13 protein-coding genes and 1 pseudogene are annotated in these 16,196 nt (G+C 54.5%); 5 read left to right on the top strand and 9 right to left on the bottom strand.

What is annotated here, in order from left to right:
• The 7 genes and pseudogenes from HY788_02735 to HY788_02765 all read right to left on the bottom strand — a co-directional run bounded on the left by HY788_02735 (position 1) and on the right by HY788_02765 (position 6,392).
• A complete protein-coding gene (locus HY788_02735) occupies positions 1–708 on the bottom strand; it encodes a serine/threonine-protein phosphatase (GenBank protein ID MBI4773092.1) in 708 nt (235 codons plus the stop codon).
• Between the two features lie 582 nt (positions 709–1,290).
• On the bottom strand, positions 1,291–1,713 hold the full coding sequence (locus HY788_02740) for an AMP-binding protein (GenBank protein ID MBI4773093.1): 423 nt from the start codon (positions 1,711–1,713) through the stop codon (positions 1,291–1,293).
• A gap of 49 nt (positions 1,714–1,762) precedes the next feature.
• Positions 1,763–2,902: pseudogene (locus HY788_02745) on the bottom strand (AMP-binding protein).
• Between the two features lie 65 nt (positions 2,903–2,967).
• Positions 2,968–4,146, bottom strand: a complete 1,179-nt coding sequence (locus tag HY788_02750) for an acetyl-CoA C-acetyltransferase (protein MBI4773094.1) — start codon at positions 4,144–4,146, stop codon at positions 2,968–2,970.
• A gap of 11 nt (positions 4,147–4,157) precedes the next feature.
• Complete coding sequence (locus tag HY788_02755) at positions 4,158–5,042, bottom strand: 3-hydroxyacyl-CoA dehydrogenase family protein (GenBank protein MBI4773095.1); 885 nt, start codon at positions 5,040–5,042, stop codon at positions 4,158–4,160.
• A gap of 8 nt (positions 5,043–5,050) precedes the next feature.
• Positions 5,051–5,164 (bottom strand): hypothetical protein, encoded by a 114-nt coding sequence (locus tag HY788_02760; GenBank protein ID MBI4773096.1) that lies wholly within the window; start codon positions 5,162–5,164, stop codon positions 5,051–5,053.
• Positions 5,165–5,225: 61 nt separating this feature from the next.
• On the bottom strand, positions 5,226–6,392 hold the full coding sequence (locus tag HY788_02765) for an aminopeptidase P family protein (protein MBI4773097.1): 1,167 nt from the start codon (positions 6,390–6,392) through the stop codon (positions 5,226–5,228).
• A 264-nt stretch (positions 6,393–6,656) separates the two neighbouring features.
• Between HY788_02765 and HY788_02770 the strand changes: the two genes are divergently transcribed.
• The 4 genes from HY788_02770 to HY788_02785 all read left to right on the top strand — a co-directional run bounded on the left by HY788_02770 (position 6,657) and on the right by HY788_02785 (position 10,288).
• Positions 6,657–7,421, top strand: a complete 765-nt coding sequence (locus HY788_02770) for an NAD-dependent deacylase (GenBank protein MBI4773098.1) — start codon at positions 6,657–6,659, stop codon at positions 7,419–7,421.
• A 463-nt stretch (positions 7,422–7,884) separates the two neighbouring features.
• On the top strand, positions 7,885–9,015 hold the full coding sequence (locus tag HY788_02775) for a 2-hydroxyacyl-CoA dehydratase (protein MBI4773099.1): 1,131 nt from the start codon (positions 7,885–7,887) through the stop codon (positions 9,013–9,015).
• Between the two features lie 2 nt (positions 9,016–9,017).
• On the top strand, positions 9,018–9,989 hold the full coding sequence (locus HY788_02780; protein ID MBI4773100.1) for a 2-hydroxyacyl-CoA dehydratase: 972 nt from the start codon (positions 9,018–9,020) through the stop codon (positions 9,987–9,989).
• A gap of 20 nt (positions 9,990–10,009) precedes the next feature.
• On the top strand, positions 10,010–10,288 hold the full coding sequence (locus tag HY788_02785) for a 2-hydroxyacyl-CoA dehydratase (protein MBI4773101.1): 279 nt from the start codon (positions 10,010–10,012) through the stop codon (positions 10,286–10,288).
• A gap of 290 nt (positions 10,289–10,578) precedes the next feature.
• On the opposite strand, the gene HY788_02790 is transcribed toward HY788_02785, so the two are convergent.
• On the bottom strand, positions 10,579–10,836 hold the full coding sequence (locus tag HY788_02790) for a dodecin domain-containing protein (protein ID MBI4773102.1): 258 nt from the start codon (positions 10,834–10,836) through the stop codon (positions 10,579–10,581).
• A 1,095-nt stretch (positions 10,837–11,931) separates the two neighbouring features.
• Between HY788_02790 and HY788_02795 the strand changes: the two genes are divergently transcribed.
• Positions 11,932–13,932 (top strand): hypothetical protein, encoded by a 2,001-nt coding sequence (locus tag HY788_02795; protein ID MBI4773103.1) that lies wholly within the window; start codon positions 11,932–11,934, stop codon positions 13,930–13,932.
• Between the two features lie 26 nt (positions 13,933–13,958).
• Here the strand turns inward: HY788_02795 and HY788_02800 are convergent, their stop codons facing one another.
• The gene (locus tag HY788_02800) at positions 13,959–16,103 is read right to left on the bottom strand and encodes a hypothetical protein (GenBank protein MBI4773104.1); all 2,145 of its coding nucleotides are present in this window, start codon (positions 16,101–16,103) and stop codon (positions 13,959–13,961) included.
• Positions 16,104–16,196: the final 93 nt, after the last annotated feature.

Consider the following 16,196-nt stretch of genomic DNA (forward strand, 5'->3'; position numbering starts at 1 on the left):
TCAGAACTGCGCTCCCGCGACGGTTATGTTATCATAACCGCCCGCGTCCAGTGCGGCGTTCACGAGTTCTCGAAACCTGTCCTCCAGGCTCTTGCCGGAATCCAGAATCGAACGGATCGTGTCTTCGGATACGTAATCGTGCAATCCATCCGTTGTCAGCACGAGCAGGTCACCCTCAGATATGTTGAATGCACCCGAGTCCTTATCCAGGCTGCCGCATCCGACACAATCCAGCAGGCCGCTTCTCATGGGGTGAACCCGGGCGTCTTCCCTTGAAATCTTGCCTTCCGCCAGAAGAAAACCGGGTATGGTATGATCTCCGGTTACGGCGGCAAGCCGGCGTCCCCGGAACAGGTAAAGCCGGCTGTCGCCCAAATGCGCCCAATAGGCGACTCCCGCTTTGACCAGGGCGATCGTCAACGTGGTCCCCATGCCCTCAAGCGCTGTGTTTTCCTCCGCCCTCCGCCGTATTCTGTAATCGGCTTCTCGGATCAGCGACTCAAGCTGTTCTTCTACGGGTTCGAGAGCGGGATCGAATTCGGCTATAACGTCGATAGCGATTTGTGCGGCCACCTCGCCGCCCGCCTGTCCACCCATGCCGTCGGCGACAGCCATGAGCAAGGAACCGTCATTCAGCTTCCGGCAAAGGTACCGATCCTCGTTCGAATCCCTTTTGAAGCCTCGATGACTGACGCCATGGATCATCATAGAACCCTTCCTGTAGTCTTCCAAAGCCGGCCGGAGGCCGAGGAGTATGGTCCGGCCGAGTCCCCTCTTTCCGGATCAGGGATAGATCGGGTCCCGAACTCGAATCGGGCCGTCACGTTTTGGATACAATGGCCATGTTACGAGTAAATCGGTTCAATAGCAACGCGTTGATCGTCGTTCAACATCGCCGAATACAAACGCCGCTGCCTTGGCGGTTCGGCCGAACCGGGATACGGATTCGAAGAGGGACGAACGGGAACCTTATAGAGCGGGCGCCACTCCATCGAGCCACCATTACGGATAGGAGCCGGGGAGCCGGCTGGGGACGGATCATCACGATTCCCAGGCGAAGAAACTGGAGCAGTTCGTAAGCACAGGCGGATCGGGAGACGTCGCTCATGTCGATCCGCCGAGGTACGACTCCCTCCGGGGATGAACAAGTTGAAACCGAACGGCGGGGTGATATAGGCTGTTTCCGAGTTGATAGTGAACGGCGCGCCGAACCGGAGGGGATGGAACCTGAGCTGGGAGCCACGGTATGGTATTGCCGGCATCCGCGAAGCGATCCCCGGGGATCCGGTCTCAAGTATCGAGCTTGATCCGCCGCTTCAGAATCTTGCCGGTGTGGGTCTTGGGCAACTCCTCCATCAGCCGGACGATCCTAGGATACTTGTAGGGAGCCACCCGCTCCCTTACAAAGCTTCGAATGTCGTTTTCGTCGGCGGCTACTCCGGGCCGAACCACAACGAAGGCGGCCACTTCTTCTCCCAGGTCCTCGCTGGGCACGCCCACCACAGCCGCCTCGAGTACAGCAGGATGTTTGTACAGGACTTCCTCGATCTCCCGGGGATAGACGTTGTATCCGCCCCGGATGATGAGTTCTTTTTTTCGATCTACAATATAGATGTACCCGTCCTCGTCCTGTCGCGCCATGTCCCCGGTGTGCAGCCAGCCGCCCTTGAGGGCCGCGGCCGTGGCCTCGGGTTGGTTCAGGTAACCCTTCATGACTCCGGGTCCCCGGACGATCAGTTCGCCCACCTCGCCTCGAGGGACATCTGTAAGGGTTCTCCACGCAGACCGGCGAGCATTCAGTCAGTCCGTAGCCCTCGTAGATGGCGGTGTTAAACAGTCCTTCAAAGCGTTTGAGCACTTCCACCGGCATGGAAGCCCCGCCGGATATGCAAAACCGCAATGAAGAGCGCCGGGGCGGCTTTTGCGCGGCCATTTCGGCCAACCGGTTGAAAATGGTGGGTACGGCGATGAGGAAACTGCTGTCCAGGTCCTCGATGGCTTTGAAGGTCTGTCCCGGGTCGAAGTGTTCCCAAAGATGCAGGGTGAGGCCCAGATAGACCGAAGCGTTGAGGCTGGAAGTCTGGCCGTAGATATGAAACAACGGCAAAACCCCGAGGCAAAGGTCGCGAGGCTCCGTATAGCGCATGTCGCTGATCGTGCGTGCATTGCCGGCGAGGTTGAGGTGGGTCAGCATGGCTCCTTTGGGCAACCCGGTGGTGCCGGATGTGTAGATGATCGCCCAGATATCTCCGTCGGCCGCCGGAAAGACCGGATAGGGCCCATTCTCATGAAACAGCCCTGAGAGGGGCATGAAGGCCCGCGGCGCGTGGCCGGCGGCGATACGGAGTTCGATCTGCGGCATGCCTTCGAGCACCGGCCCGGCATAGCCGAGATGGTCTGCGTGGCCGATGAACGCTCGCGCCCCCGAGTCGCTGAATATATGCCGCAACTCGTCCGTTCGGTACAGGAAGTTCACGGGCGCCACGACGGCTCCCACCTTGGCCAGCGCATAGTAGGCCGTGACCCACTCGATGGAGTTGGGCAGCATCAGAATGCACACCTGACCCGGCTCGAGCCCGTTCATCTTGAGGCCCCAGGCCAATGCATCGCTCCGCCGGTCCAAGTCTATATACGTGACGGTGTTTCCATCGAAAAACACGGCTGGGTGATGGGGAACGCGTTTGGCGCTATCGGCGAGCAGCGTGGCGATGTTCAAAATCACCTCCGGAAACCAACGTGTCCAAAGAACCTTTTCAAAGAGTCCTCCAGCCGGCGGGAGGCGTCCTCGGGTCCCCCGTGAAATGGGAGTGGTTTCCAGGCCACTCCCCGTGACCGAACTTTCGGCCCCACAGAGAGCGTGCAGCCCCGGGTCATCCCGTAGGCCGACATCGGCCTTCGGGATGACCCAATTCGGAAGTCTTGGGAGGGTATGGGGAACCCTCCTTCAGAAAGGCTCCCCATGCATCTCTAACCCTCGTTTCTTACGATCAGGGCCACGCCCTGGCCGCCGCCCAGACACATGGTGGCCAAACCCAATTCACAGCCCCTGCGCCGCATCTCGTACATCAGCTTGGTGAGAATAACTCCTCCCGTGCCGCTGATAGGGTGACCCAGCGCTATGGCGCCGCCGTTCACATTGACCCTGTCCGCATCCAGACCCAATTCGCGAATGCAGGCCAGGGATTGGCTGGAAAATGCCTCGTTGAGTTCCACCAGGTCGATATCGGCGATGGTCAGCCCGGTCCTCTTCAGCACCTCACGGGTAGCATCCACGGGTCCGATGCCCATCATGGAAGGTTCCACTCCCACGGATGCATAGCCGACGATAGAGGCAAGGGGCTGGAGCTGCAGATCCCGGGCCTTGTCCCGCGAAGCCAACACCATGGCTGCCGCTCCGTCGTTCATGCCACTGGAATTACCCGCTGTGACCGTACCGCCTTCCCGAAATACGGGCTTGAGTTTGCTCAGGCCCTGCAACGTGGTTTCCGGTCGAGGATGCTCGTCTACGGTGAAATAAGCGGGTTCACCTTTTTTCGCGGGTATGGGTACGGGCACGATCTGCTGTTCGAACAGCCCCAGATCGAGGGCGCTCTTGGCCCTTTGCTGGCTGAGCAATGCGAAGGCATCCTGGTCTTCCCGGCTGACCTTGTATTTCTCGGCCACGTTTTCAGCCGTTTCGCCCATGGTGTTACCGCTGATAGGGTCAAAGAGCACCAGCTGATCCATGAGTTGCGCGTGGCCCAGGCGAGCCCCCCACCGCCCTGTAGGCAGCAGGTACGCTGCATTGGTCATGTGTTCGAGACCACCCGCGACGATCACGTCGGCATCGCCCGCTTTTATGGACTGAGCAGCCAGAAACACGGTTTTTAGGGAACCGCCGCAGGCCTTGGCTACCGTATACTCGGGCACTCGAATGGGAATGCCCGCGTCCACGGCAATAGGCCGGGCCATATTGGGAGGGAGTACACCCGTTCGATACTGTTGCGCGAAGATGACTTCTTCGACCTGGTCGGGCCTAATGGCGGCCCGTTTCAAAGCCTCTTTTATGACCAGAGTCCCCAATTCCCGATCGGTGACCGCCTTCAGGGCGCCCCCGAATCTACCAACAGGGGTACGGCATGCTCCAACAATCACTGCCTCTTTCACGATTTCACTCCTTATAGCTCGGCCGGGCCGAGACGGTTGCCGTCTTTGTCGTAGCGGTACCAGCCGACCCCTGTCTTTCGGCCGAGTTGTCCGGCTTTCACTTTTCGTCTTAGCAACAGGGGTGGATACCAGCGCTCCTCGCCGGTCTCGCGATACATTGCCATGAGCGCGCCATAGGTGACGTCCAGTCCCACCATGTCGCCGGTCTCGAAGATGCCCATCCGGCGGCCGGAGGCCAGCCGGAGTCCCTTGTCTATGTCCTCCACCGTAGCCACCCCGGCTTCCACCAGACGCATGGCCTCGATGGTGGATGGGAAGTTGATCCGATTGATAACAAAACCGGCCACGTCGCGGTTGACCATAATGGGATCTTTTCCGATTTGAACAGCAAGTTCTCTGGCCGCCGAAAGGGTTTCGTCGCTGGTAAACATGCCCCGAATCACTTCCACGGCCTTCATCATGGGAACGGGACTGAAAAAGTGCAGGCCCAGGAACCGTTGGGGACGATCAACCGACGCCGCCAGCTCAGTGATGGGGATCGCGCTGGTGTTGGTGGCGATCAGTGCGTCTGGACGAACGACCCCTTTCAGCTTTTCGAGAACGTCCCGTTTTATATCGATGTTTTCGAAAACCGCCTCCAGAACCAGATCCGCCTCAGCGGCGGGAACATAGCCCGTTGTGGTGGAAACGCGATTCATGACCTGGTCCAGGGTTCCCTCTACCGCGCCCTTCTCAATGAACTTGCCGGCGGACCAGGAAATGGTTTGCAGGGCCTTGTCCAGCTGCCCTTGAGCGACATCGCACAGGATCACCCGGAGGCCGGCCTGGGCGCACACCTGTGCGATGCCCGAGCCCATAAGGCCGCTGCCCACAATGAACACCGTCTGAATCTTCATCACTCACCTCACTCTTTTAGACATTCCCTGGCAATGACCAGGCGCTGAATTTCACCGGCGCCCTCGTAAATGCGAGTCAATCTGAGCTCGCGATAGAATCGTTCGACCGGGAAACCCCGGATATAATGCGGGTCCTGGCGGAAGTCTCCCTTGTCGCGTCAAACGTTCAGGCCGCGCCGGAAATCAGACTACCGCCAGCGTGCGCTCCGATCGGGTGAGAATCTCGACCCCCTGTTCCTGTACGACCACGGTATCTTCGATGAATACGGCGCCGAAGTCCGGAATGATGAATTTGCATTCCACGGCAAGCGTCATTTGAGTTTGTACGGGGAGGGTGGTGTCGGAGTCGATTACCGGGGGTTCATCTACCTCGAGGCCCACACCGTGACCCACATATTTCCCCTGAGAGTCCCCGTAGCCTTGGAAGTACGCCTCGAAGCCGGACGCTTTCACTTTTTCCATCGCATGTTCGAAGACCTCATTCACCGGAACACCGGGACGTATCCGTTTGAGGGTGCTATCCTGCACCTCGAGAAGGGAGCGATAGGTATCCTCTTGTCTTTTATTCGGTTGGCCCAGAACATACGTGCGGGCGTTGTCGACGTGGTAGCCCCGATAATTCAAAGGGCAGTCCGCCACCACCAGATCGCCTTCGTGAATCTCCCGGGTCGACGGCCCCCACGGAAGCGCGGCTCCCAAGCCGGTTCCGGTCACCGTGTGCGCATGGCCGGATATGCGATAGAGGTTTTCCCCGCTGACAATGGTGCCGGCGGCTGGAAGCCAGTCGTCCCAGCGGCGTATGAACAGTATTTGCTCGGCCTCGTTTCGAGTTTCCACTTCCAAAATCTTGCTGAACAGATCCACCTCGCGGATTCCGGGACGAAGATGCTCTTTGATAGTGCGGTGGAGCAGATCGAACCGAAGACTCGCCTTCCGCATCCGTTCGATTTCCTCGGGGTCTTTGATCATACGTTGCTCGAGAAACAAAGGGGAGGCGTTCACCAGCGTATACGGCTCCAGCAACGAGTTCATCCGGTCGATCAAGGCGTAGGGAACCACGTCCATTTCCACACCCACGACCCCTCCGTCTATTCCCATTTGCTTCAGTTTTTTCAGTACGCTTTTCCCTCCTCCCCCTTTCTCGTAGTCCGCGATCCAGGTCTCTTCGCAAACAAATGACCATCCTCTCCGGACCAATAGGACGGGATCCCCTTTTTGTGGGACGATCAGATTGCACGGCTGGGCCGTTCCACTGTAATAGTACAGATCCCGAGGTTGCATGATGACGACCGCGTCAATAGTATTTCGCGCGAGGTTTTTCTGAAGTTCTTGTATCCGATGTTGTTTCAAAGGAACCTCCTTCCATCTGCAGCGGTTTGGATACGTTCCTCAGATGTACAGTCCTGGCTTTCGTTCGTCAATAGGTCTGCGCTTTCCCATCCGGAAGGCATGTTATTTTCAACCGACTCCCGGCCGTTTCGTCTGTATCCTTCCGGAGCGCATCGGAGACCCAACCGCCTGTTTCTTACCATGGCGCCATTGTATGAAAAAGCAGATTCTGTTATCCTTGCTTTAATGGCCGGGGATGAACATTCCTTACAGGGGAAGGTTTCCATGGAAAATGTCTACGCCCAAGTCGCCCGAATGATCCTTGAATCGGATAAGGTAGTCGTGTTCACGGGAGCAGGGGTAAGTACGGAATCGGGCATCTCTGACTTCCGTAGCCCGGACGGAATCTGGTCCAGATACGATCCCGAGGATTTCACCATCCAACGGTTTGTTTCAGACAGAGAAGCGAGGAAGCGGAACTGGCAACTCAGGAAGGAATTGATCTCCGCCAACTACCAGCCCAATCCGGCGCATCACGCGATTGCGGAACTCGAAAAAATGGGGAAGTTGTCCTGCGTGATTACACAAAACATAGACGGACTACACCATGTAGCCGGCAATTCCGAAGACCGTATTGTCGAGCTTCACGGAACGATCAAATACGCCAAATGTCTGAAATGCGATGACCGCCTCCCTCTCACGGACGTACTCGAGAGAATCGATGCCGGGGAAGAGGATCCTCACTGCAAAAAATGCGGCGGGCTGTTGAAAGCGGCCACGGTTTCCTTTGGTGAGGCCATGCCTCTGCGGGAAATGGAGCGCGCCGATCGATGCAGTCGCGAATGCGACCTGTTAATTGTGATTGGTTCCTCGCTGGTGGTATTCCCGGCGGCAAGTATGCCTCTCATCGCCAAAAGCGCCGGCGCCAAACTGGTCATCATCAACTACACTCCCACGGAGATGGATTCCCAGGCGGACGTCGTCATCCACGAAAAAGCGGGCGTTGTGATGCAAGCCGTACTGCAGGAAGTTAAGAGGCAACGATCCTAACGTATCGCGGATTTGTATCCTATCGCACCACGGCGTCGGATCGCCGTTTCTCCGGCCCCCCGCCCAACGACGAGGCAAACCTTGTTTGATCTCCGCTTGCTCAGTCTGCCGGCGCGTTCCGGGGACAACCTTCACCTGAATTCGTCTAAACATATTTCCCCCCTTCAGCTTGACAAAAGCCCCGCTGAATTGATATTCAATCTTAGGCGCTGATCAAGTATTCAACGCCGCCGTCATCCATTCTTTTGCTCGGTTTCGGCCGTCTGAGACCGGTTTCTGAGAATCGCTCGGGAATTTCCCGGACTCATGCGCAAACCCACGCCGGTGCTCATTGGGGAAAGAAATATAGCCTTGACATGGGCCTTTTCCCACTGCTAGAAAATGAAGTTCTTTTCAACGATTGCTGGAGAGGCTGTTGCCGGATCTTTACTACATCACGACTTAAAGTCAGGAAGGACGCGTCATGATAGAAAAGTTCGAGCGGGCGAATCAGCCCATGACACTCAAAAACCCCGTGGTGCAAGAGCTGAAAGAGGCCGGGAAACGCATCATCGGCTTTACTTGCACCAACTTTCCGGAAGAAATCGTCTATGCGGCGGGGATGATACCGGTCCGCGCCATCGGTGCTCCGGGCCTGACCGGCGAATCAGGGCCGCTTCAGCCGGCATCCCAATGTTTCATCGCCCGAGCCAATATGGAAATGGCCCTCGGAGAAGGTTTCTCCAACCTGGACGGATTTGTCATCACCAACACGTGTGATATGGTCCAGAACTTTTTCAGCGCACTCGAATATTACAAACCCTTTCCGTTCTATCATTTCATTTCCAGACCGAACATTGCTCACTCCGGACCGGCGCTGAAGTTCTTTCGCTATGAGCTGGATGAATTCAGAAAAGTCGTCGAAGCGTATGCCGGCAAATCCATTTCCGACGCAGACCTCTCACGAGCCATTTCCGTCTACAATGAAAATCGTCGTCTCTTGAAAGAATTATACGACTTGAGGGGCAAAGGGCAGAAACCCCTCCTGTCCGGTTCCGATTTTACCAAAGTGATCATCGCCTCTTTCTATATGGATAAAGAGACGCACAACAAGCTGCTCAAGGACTACATCCAGGAGCTGAAGGCAGGGTCCGGCGTCGACGGCGTCCAAGTGCGCGTGCATCTCTCGGGGTCGACCTATCCGGACACGGAGATGTTCGACATCATTGAGGAGTTGGGCGGCATGGTGGTCTCGGATGATCTCTGCATCGGAACTCGTTATTTTGTCAATCCCGTAAACGAGAAGATAAATCCGATGGACGCTCTGGCCGACCGATATCTGAATAAGCTGGCCTGTCCATGTATGCATCAGGACGGCAAACTCGACGAGCGATACAACTTTATCACTGCACAGATTAAACAGAACCGCGGGCAAGGCGTGATTTTCGGCCTCCAGCGCTTTTGCGACACACACCTGGTGGATTATCAGGCGCTACGATATCGCCTGGAAGCAGACAACATCCCCTTTCTGTACCATGAAGTCGAATCCACCGTGGGAGCGGGGCAGCTAAGGACCAAACTCGAAACTTTTTTTGAAATTGTCAAGGGAGCTTAAGCATGAGTAATCCTGAATCCAGCAAAACCACCTCCAAATCGATAAAATCGCTGAAAGTCTCCAACGAGGTGTTTACCAACGTTCTGCAGTACTACAAACGAGGACACGAAGCCAAAGCCACCGGAAGTGCGAAAATTGTGTATCACACGGGCTGGGACCCCGTAGAAATCGATTACGCCATGGGCGTCATTCCCATGTTTCCGGAGAACTTCTCCGCGGCATGCGGAGCGACTCAGCTATCCATACCTCTGATCGAAATGGCGGAAAGTCTGAATGCGCCCGAGGACCTGTGCTCCTATTTCAAGAATCACTATGGATTCATGAAAGGCGACTTTCCCGAAGAAGTGACCAAACCGCTGGCCCGTATACGCATCCCTGATCCGGACATGGTTGTGTCGGCCAAGAACCTTTGCCGACTTCACCCACTGTGGATGAAGGTGGCCGCCGAGCATTACGATGTTCCTTATTTCTCCATCGATGCTCCGGTCATGCCTCCGAGGTATGACAAGAACCCCATTGCCTATAAGGAACAATGGGGGGCTCATGTTAAACACCAGCTCGATCCGGAAGCCATACAATATGGCGTGGCTCAGTTGAAGGAATACATCGCGTTCCTGGAAAAGTACACGGGACAAAAAATGGATTACGACCGACTGAAGGAGTGCGTGGGCCATTCAGCGCGGATGGGAGAATATTACAACGAAATCTTCAACCTGCGGAAAGCCGTTCCTTGTCCCGCGGGAGGCGAGGACCTCAATACACTGGTGTTTTTTGCCGTTACCATGGCGGGAACCATCAGGGTAAAGGCGTGCTCGAGAATGAACGCTTCCGCATTATTTTTGACGGCATTCCCCCCTGGTTCAATATGGGCCTCTTCAACTATCTTCACAAGTTCGGCGCCTTGTCCGTGGAGGAGCTTTATCCTCGGATATGGTGCGGACAACTGGACCCCGACAAGCCTCTGGAATCCATAGCCATTAAGTACCTCCTAAGCATGGGGCACACGGCGACTTTTTCGCAGTTTCTCGAATACAACCGGGACCGGGTGCGAGATTACAAAGCGGACGGCGCCATCCTGTGGAATCTGACAACGTGTCGGTTGATGGCGGTCATTCTGAATCCGCGGGATAAGACCACCTTCGAAAAAGAACTTGGTATTCCGGCCCTCATGTTGGACGCAGACCAGGTGGATCCCCGGCGTTTCGCTCACGCGCAAATCATCAGCCGCATCGACGCTTTCATGGAAATGCTCGAACAGAGGAAGTACGGATGACCGTCCCTCGCGGAATAGGTACACGTAAGAACGGCCGCCTTTCAGCGGCCGTTCTTACGTGTACCGGAGGTTGCGAGGACAAGCAGTGAGACTTCACGGTGTTGACTAGCAAGACCCTCTCTTCACCCATCGGACGCCTGCTCCGGAGAATCGGGCGACTCCCCTGGACCCGAGAGAGAAGCGAGGAAAAGACGAACCTTCACTCAGTCCGGGACACGTCCAACAAACACTCGTCGGACGGCCCGGTCGTGACGTTTAACCTTCTTGCTCCCAACCTTCGGATTGCGCGGCTACTCCTCCTCTTGTGCGTAAGCTTTACCTCCCGAAACCTCACCGAGCGTTTCCAAGTTCAATATCTTGAACGACACTTTCATCCTGACACGATAGACAACCCGGTTGTTATCCTCCAGTTTCAGATCCATCCTGGTCACTTCCGCCACCCTCAAATCCTGCAGCGTCTTTGCAGCAGTCTGAATCGCCTCTTTAGCCGCATCTTCCCACGAAGCGTAACTCGAACCAACCAATTCAATCACCTTGTACGTCGCCATGGCTGATCTCCTTCCGGCAAAAGGTTATCGTTTCACTTCCTGAGAACTACAAGAGACCCGTTCCAGGGTTTCGAGAAAAGGAAAACACTTCGCGTTTTCCGGCCACATACAACCGTCTGGAGAAGAGTCACCACCGCGAAGAATCAAGCCCGGGTCTCGGTATCAGTTATGAATCGCTGCCGTTGCCACCTCAATTGGCGTCAAGAAACCGTCCAATCCAATGGTCCAATGGTCTCGCGAGTCCTGCGCCGGAAATGTGACACCCTGCTTGTTCCGTACTGCTGTTTCGTATCTGGATGGTCCAATTTGCGCAGAATGAAAGGGAGCGGCGATCGATTGATTCACAAAGGAGAAGGAGATGAGAACAGGAACGTACGAACTTCACAGGTACCCGATGCCGAGTCTGCATCACGGCGATGATGCTTCTAGCTTCCGAGTCGACTACTCTTATAATTACACAAGATGACCCTTTTAGGCAAGTACAGTTTGAAAGGAGTGCTTGAGGCGAGTAAGCTTTTGAACCCGTTCGAATGGGAATCCGCAGCCTGCCGGGTAACCCTGCATCCATGCAAAATAGTAGGGTCAGGAAGAAATATCGGACGATGTCCGTCAGTACGTTTCAGCCATTCGGAAAAGGGAATCATCATACGTTCGGATCCTGAGTGCAGGATCTCGATGAAAACACTACCGGCTTCTCAAGAGGAGGCGTCCGTCATGACAAAGAAAAGGGGGAGGGCTTGAAGCATCTTGTTAAATTCCGGGGGTCCGATTTGCTCCCTTCTTCGATATTTCAGCATCACTCCAATGTAGCGCCAGGTTTTTCCTTGTCCTGCCGACCGGATATCTGGGTTTACGACTGATTCCGGAGCGTGAAGCGGGGTAATGGGCTTTTCAAACGCGATTTTTTGTATTATAATGCTAAACATTGTATTCATACGGCCGATATATATTTCAGGCCTTCTTGACGCAACGAAGCATCCGGACTAAATTTTGGGTATACAAGAATGCATTTATGAGTGCGGCGTGTGCGTTCCGCGCTCGGGCGGTCGTTTCCGCGGGAGCGGGAATCGAGTAATTCACAGAGGAGTAGTTTCAGTGATCAGCAAATACGCCATCGTTGCCGTTTTGATCTTTCTAGCCTTATTGGTCGGTTATCCCATGTCGGCTGCCGCAAACCCCACCCTCGAGCTGTACGGTACGTTCCACTCCATGGGCGTCATCGTCCAACTGGACGTGGGAAGCGACCCGAACCGGAGTGCGGTAGCGTCCCTGCAATACCGCCCTTCCGGCGGCAGCTACAAGCAAGGCTTTCCTTTGTCCAGAGTGGCGGACGCCCGCTTTGTGGGAAGTATTTTCCGGCTGGACTCAGGTGTCGGGTACGATGTGCGCGTCACCCTCACCGACCCCGAAGGCGGCATACTGAACGGCGTTGTGCTGAATTCCTCCTCCGTCACCCGGGCCGAAATATCCCTGCCCGCTCCCACCCGATCGCTCTATGCGGCTCCGGACGGTACGGGAGTGGATTGCACATCGGCTTCTCCGTGCGATTTAGCTCAGGCCGTTTCGCAAGCGGGCCCGGGGGAAGAAGTGGTCCTTCGCGGGGGGGTGTACTACACCGGAAGCATTTGGTTTCCGCGGTCGGGCACTGCTCAGGCTCCCATCGTAGTGCGTAATTATCAGGGGGAAAGCCCTGTAATCGACGGGTCGGACCCACAAGTCTTCCAATGGACCCCTTTCGGCGGCGGAATATATAAAACCACGGTTAACGCGGTCAGTCCGAATACCGTGTCTGCAAATGGAATTCGTCTCTATCCCTACGAGTCCCTCGCCGATCTCCAGAATTTGATTTGGGGAATTCCCGGGTTGTACGCCAACGGCGCCGAGCTCTATGTACGTCTGGATAACGACGCGGATCCGAACAACGCCGATATGTCCGTCTCCCGATACGCGCTGGGCTTTGATGTGGAGAGGGATTACATTACGGTACAAGGCTTGACCTTTCGCTATTTCGGCGCCCTCGGAGTTCGAGGTACAGCCGTGTCCATCTACAATGCTAGCTATGTACTCGTAGAAAACTGTATATTCTTCATGAATCACGTTTCCCTGGCCATGAGGAACAACTGCGGGAACAACGTCATCCAGTACAACGAATTCTATGACACCGTGGCCGGCTGGCCCTGGGATTCGACCAAAGCCGGCGAAGCGGCGCGGATCGGTCTTCTTGCCTTTTCGAGTCCCCTGAACGGCCGCGGCAATGTTGTGCGGTACAACCTCTTTCACGACGCAGTTGACGGCCTTTCGGTGAGTCCGGCGGAATCCACCAGCATCAGCAACGAAACCGACATTTATGAAAACCTCATTTACTCGATGGTGGACGATGGAATAGAATCCGATGGGCAGGCGAGCAACATTCGTGTCTGGGAAAACGAAATCCACGATGTGCTTACGGGCATCTCACTGGCCCCGGCCAAAACAGGCCCGGCGTACGCCATCCGGAACCTGATTTACCGCACGGGCAGGGGAAACAATCCCGACTGGAACGGGAGTTCGTTCAAGTTCGGCACATACGATCATTCCGGGCATATCTACTTGTTTCACAACACCAGTGACACGGATCCGCTCCTTCAGCAAAAGTACGGCTTCCACATAGCCACTCCGGGAACCTGGGATCTCGTTTTCGCCCGTAACAACTCGTGGTCCGCCAGCAGCTATGCGCTTCGAAACACCAATCAAGATCAACCCATAGACCTGGATTACAACCACTATCGGACCTATTTTGGGGGCTATTTGGCGACCTGGGGGACAAACAGCTACTCTTCTCTGTCCGCTCTTTCAACAGCCACCGGCCACGAGGCCCACGGCGTCGAGGGGGATCCCCGTTTTGTCGGCTCGGCCAACGGCGACTACAGTCTGAAACCCGACAGCCCTCTGATCGATAAAGGTCTCCTGATTCCCGGCATAAACGACTCTTTTCTCAATCGAGGACCGGACATGGGCGCGTTTGAATTTTCCGGAAACCCGACCGACCCTGGAACGGATGATAATAGAATCAAAGCAATAGCGACACTGCTCATCGGTCTTCTGTTAAACGAATAAATAGGTGAAACCATGCAAGCATATGATCATCGATTCTGACTGGTCGGGCAAGTGATCAAGAACATAATTTCCGGCAAAACGTCGTTCCTGGTATCAAGCTCGAATTTTTCTCTCAGAAATTTAAATATTACGATTCCTTCTCGGTCGTATATCAAACGAAACCAAGTCGGTTTTTTTTGAAATTTTCCAACATCAAAGACCGGGGACACTGCGTTCTTATACCTTTTGAAGTATTGTTCTTCAGTATATGCATTGAAGGAGTTGTTGATAAAAACATACTCACAGTCGGCGTTTCGCAAGAGCGAAGCCGTCCCCCGGATACCCAACTCGGAACCCAGAGCCTCCATGCTCCGACTACCCTTGATCTGATTCCTGGGAAACTTCTCGTTTCTCCACACTTCGAGCACCGGATTCGCCAGTAAAACAGGAAACATCTCCGCAGTAATAGGATCGGTGACAAATGTGGCCTCGGGGCGGATCTGATTCTTGATGAATTCCATTGCACGGAGAAGCGCCGGATGGTTATAACGGAACGGGCCCGTCGGCAGGCCGGTGACTCGCTGCAGGAAAGGTTGAGCCTTGTATCCCCAATCGTACGGCATCAGAAGCAATATCCGATACAGAAACACAGGCAGCCCGGTCAGCAAGACAAGAGTCAGGATCCCCATGGCCTTCATCTTCGCTTTGGCGTCCTTGGGATTCGCTTGCCATCTCTCCATGAAGAACGTCACGGTCACTGCCACAACGGCTATATAGGGCAGGGTAAAAATCAAGCGCTCGACGCCGTCGGAAGTGAACACGGGCAACATAACGGATACCAAGATCGGATTGAACAACACGGCTAAGGGAAAAACGGTGTTGGAGATGAGAAATATAGCTGCACTTCCGCTCAACCGGCGCCTGTTCATGGCAATCATCGGCAGGAAGGCGACGGATAACAAACCCCAGAGACCTGAAAAGAGCACGGGGCCGGAGAAGGGATTGACTACATAGCCCCGTCCTAGGGCATCCACAAGTCCACGGAAACGGCTCTGCGTGTTGTAAAACCCCATATGATCCAAAATTGGAAGCCTCACCCATAACACATCAATTCCATACGCCATTAATGTTCCTATGAACAATATGATTACCGTAAGTATCGCGCCATACCTTAACCCTTTTGTTGATTTCTTGCTGAATATTATTACACATCCAATAAATGACAAGGCACTTAAGGCTGTCATCAGGGAAAAAGCTCCGTGGAATAATACTGTGATGGATGACATTGTAACTGGAATGATCAACCTTCTTCTGCTACCGTTATTGAAGAAGTCGAGCACCAATGCTATCGAGATAAAGTAGAGGCTCCACGCCATGAACCAGGAATAGTTCGAGTGTATAAAATTGAACCAAAACCCTCCAAAATGACATAGAAACAACAACATCCCTATCATTACGAACGTTCTATTGTCCCAGATACGTTTCAGAAAAAAATAAAAAGAACAGGCAAACACATATCCTAAGATGCTTGCCAGTATCTTATAGCTAACCACTGGAACAGTGCCTGTAACATCCAACAAGAACGGTTGTATCACCATTCGGTAGAGGCGAGTTCTTCCCAAAAGCGTTATGAAATCAGTATCCAGGTCGACGCCGAATGCCTCGCTTTGTTGCCACTCGACGATTTGAGGAAGATATACCAGGCTGTCGGAAGTAAGGAGTAAAGCGTTTTCATTGAACAATAGAATGACGCAAAGCAGCACGACGCAAGATAAAGGGCCTGATGGGATCTCGTCCATCTGGAACCAGCGACGAAGCGATCTCCGAGTCTTGCCTGGAGAAACAGTGAGGAGCAGCACCACAAGGATGATGGCTGATAGGAGGTAAGCGCTGGAAAAATAATGCACCGGAAACCGAACCAGGCCCCGAACAAAGAAAAAAAGGGCGTTAAACGTGATCCCGCAACCAAACGCCGTAGCCGTCTTCTCCAGCAGGTCGCCCTTGCCCTGAAATACCCAGGCGCTGAAGCAAATACCCGGCAATAGAATGAAAAACAGGAAAGCAGTCAGTACTCGCACGTAATCCAGCGAAAAGCGGTACAACCCCGCACTCAACAGAAACAAGCCCAGCGTAACCGCCCAAATTCGGATAGAATGGTGAAACCCAATAATCTGCGAGCATCTAATGTTCATATGAGATCAAAGAAAGCGGAAAGGGGTAAGCGCGCCGATGGGCTTTCGTCTTAACAGATTGGCGCCGAACACCGGTAAACGGAACTCCGCAAA

This window comes from Deltaproteobacteria bacterium, from assembly GCA_016208165.1.
GTDB lineage: Bacteria > Desulfobacterota > Desulfarculia > JACQYL01 > JACQYL01 > JACQYL01.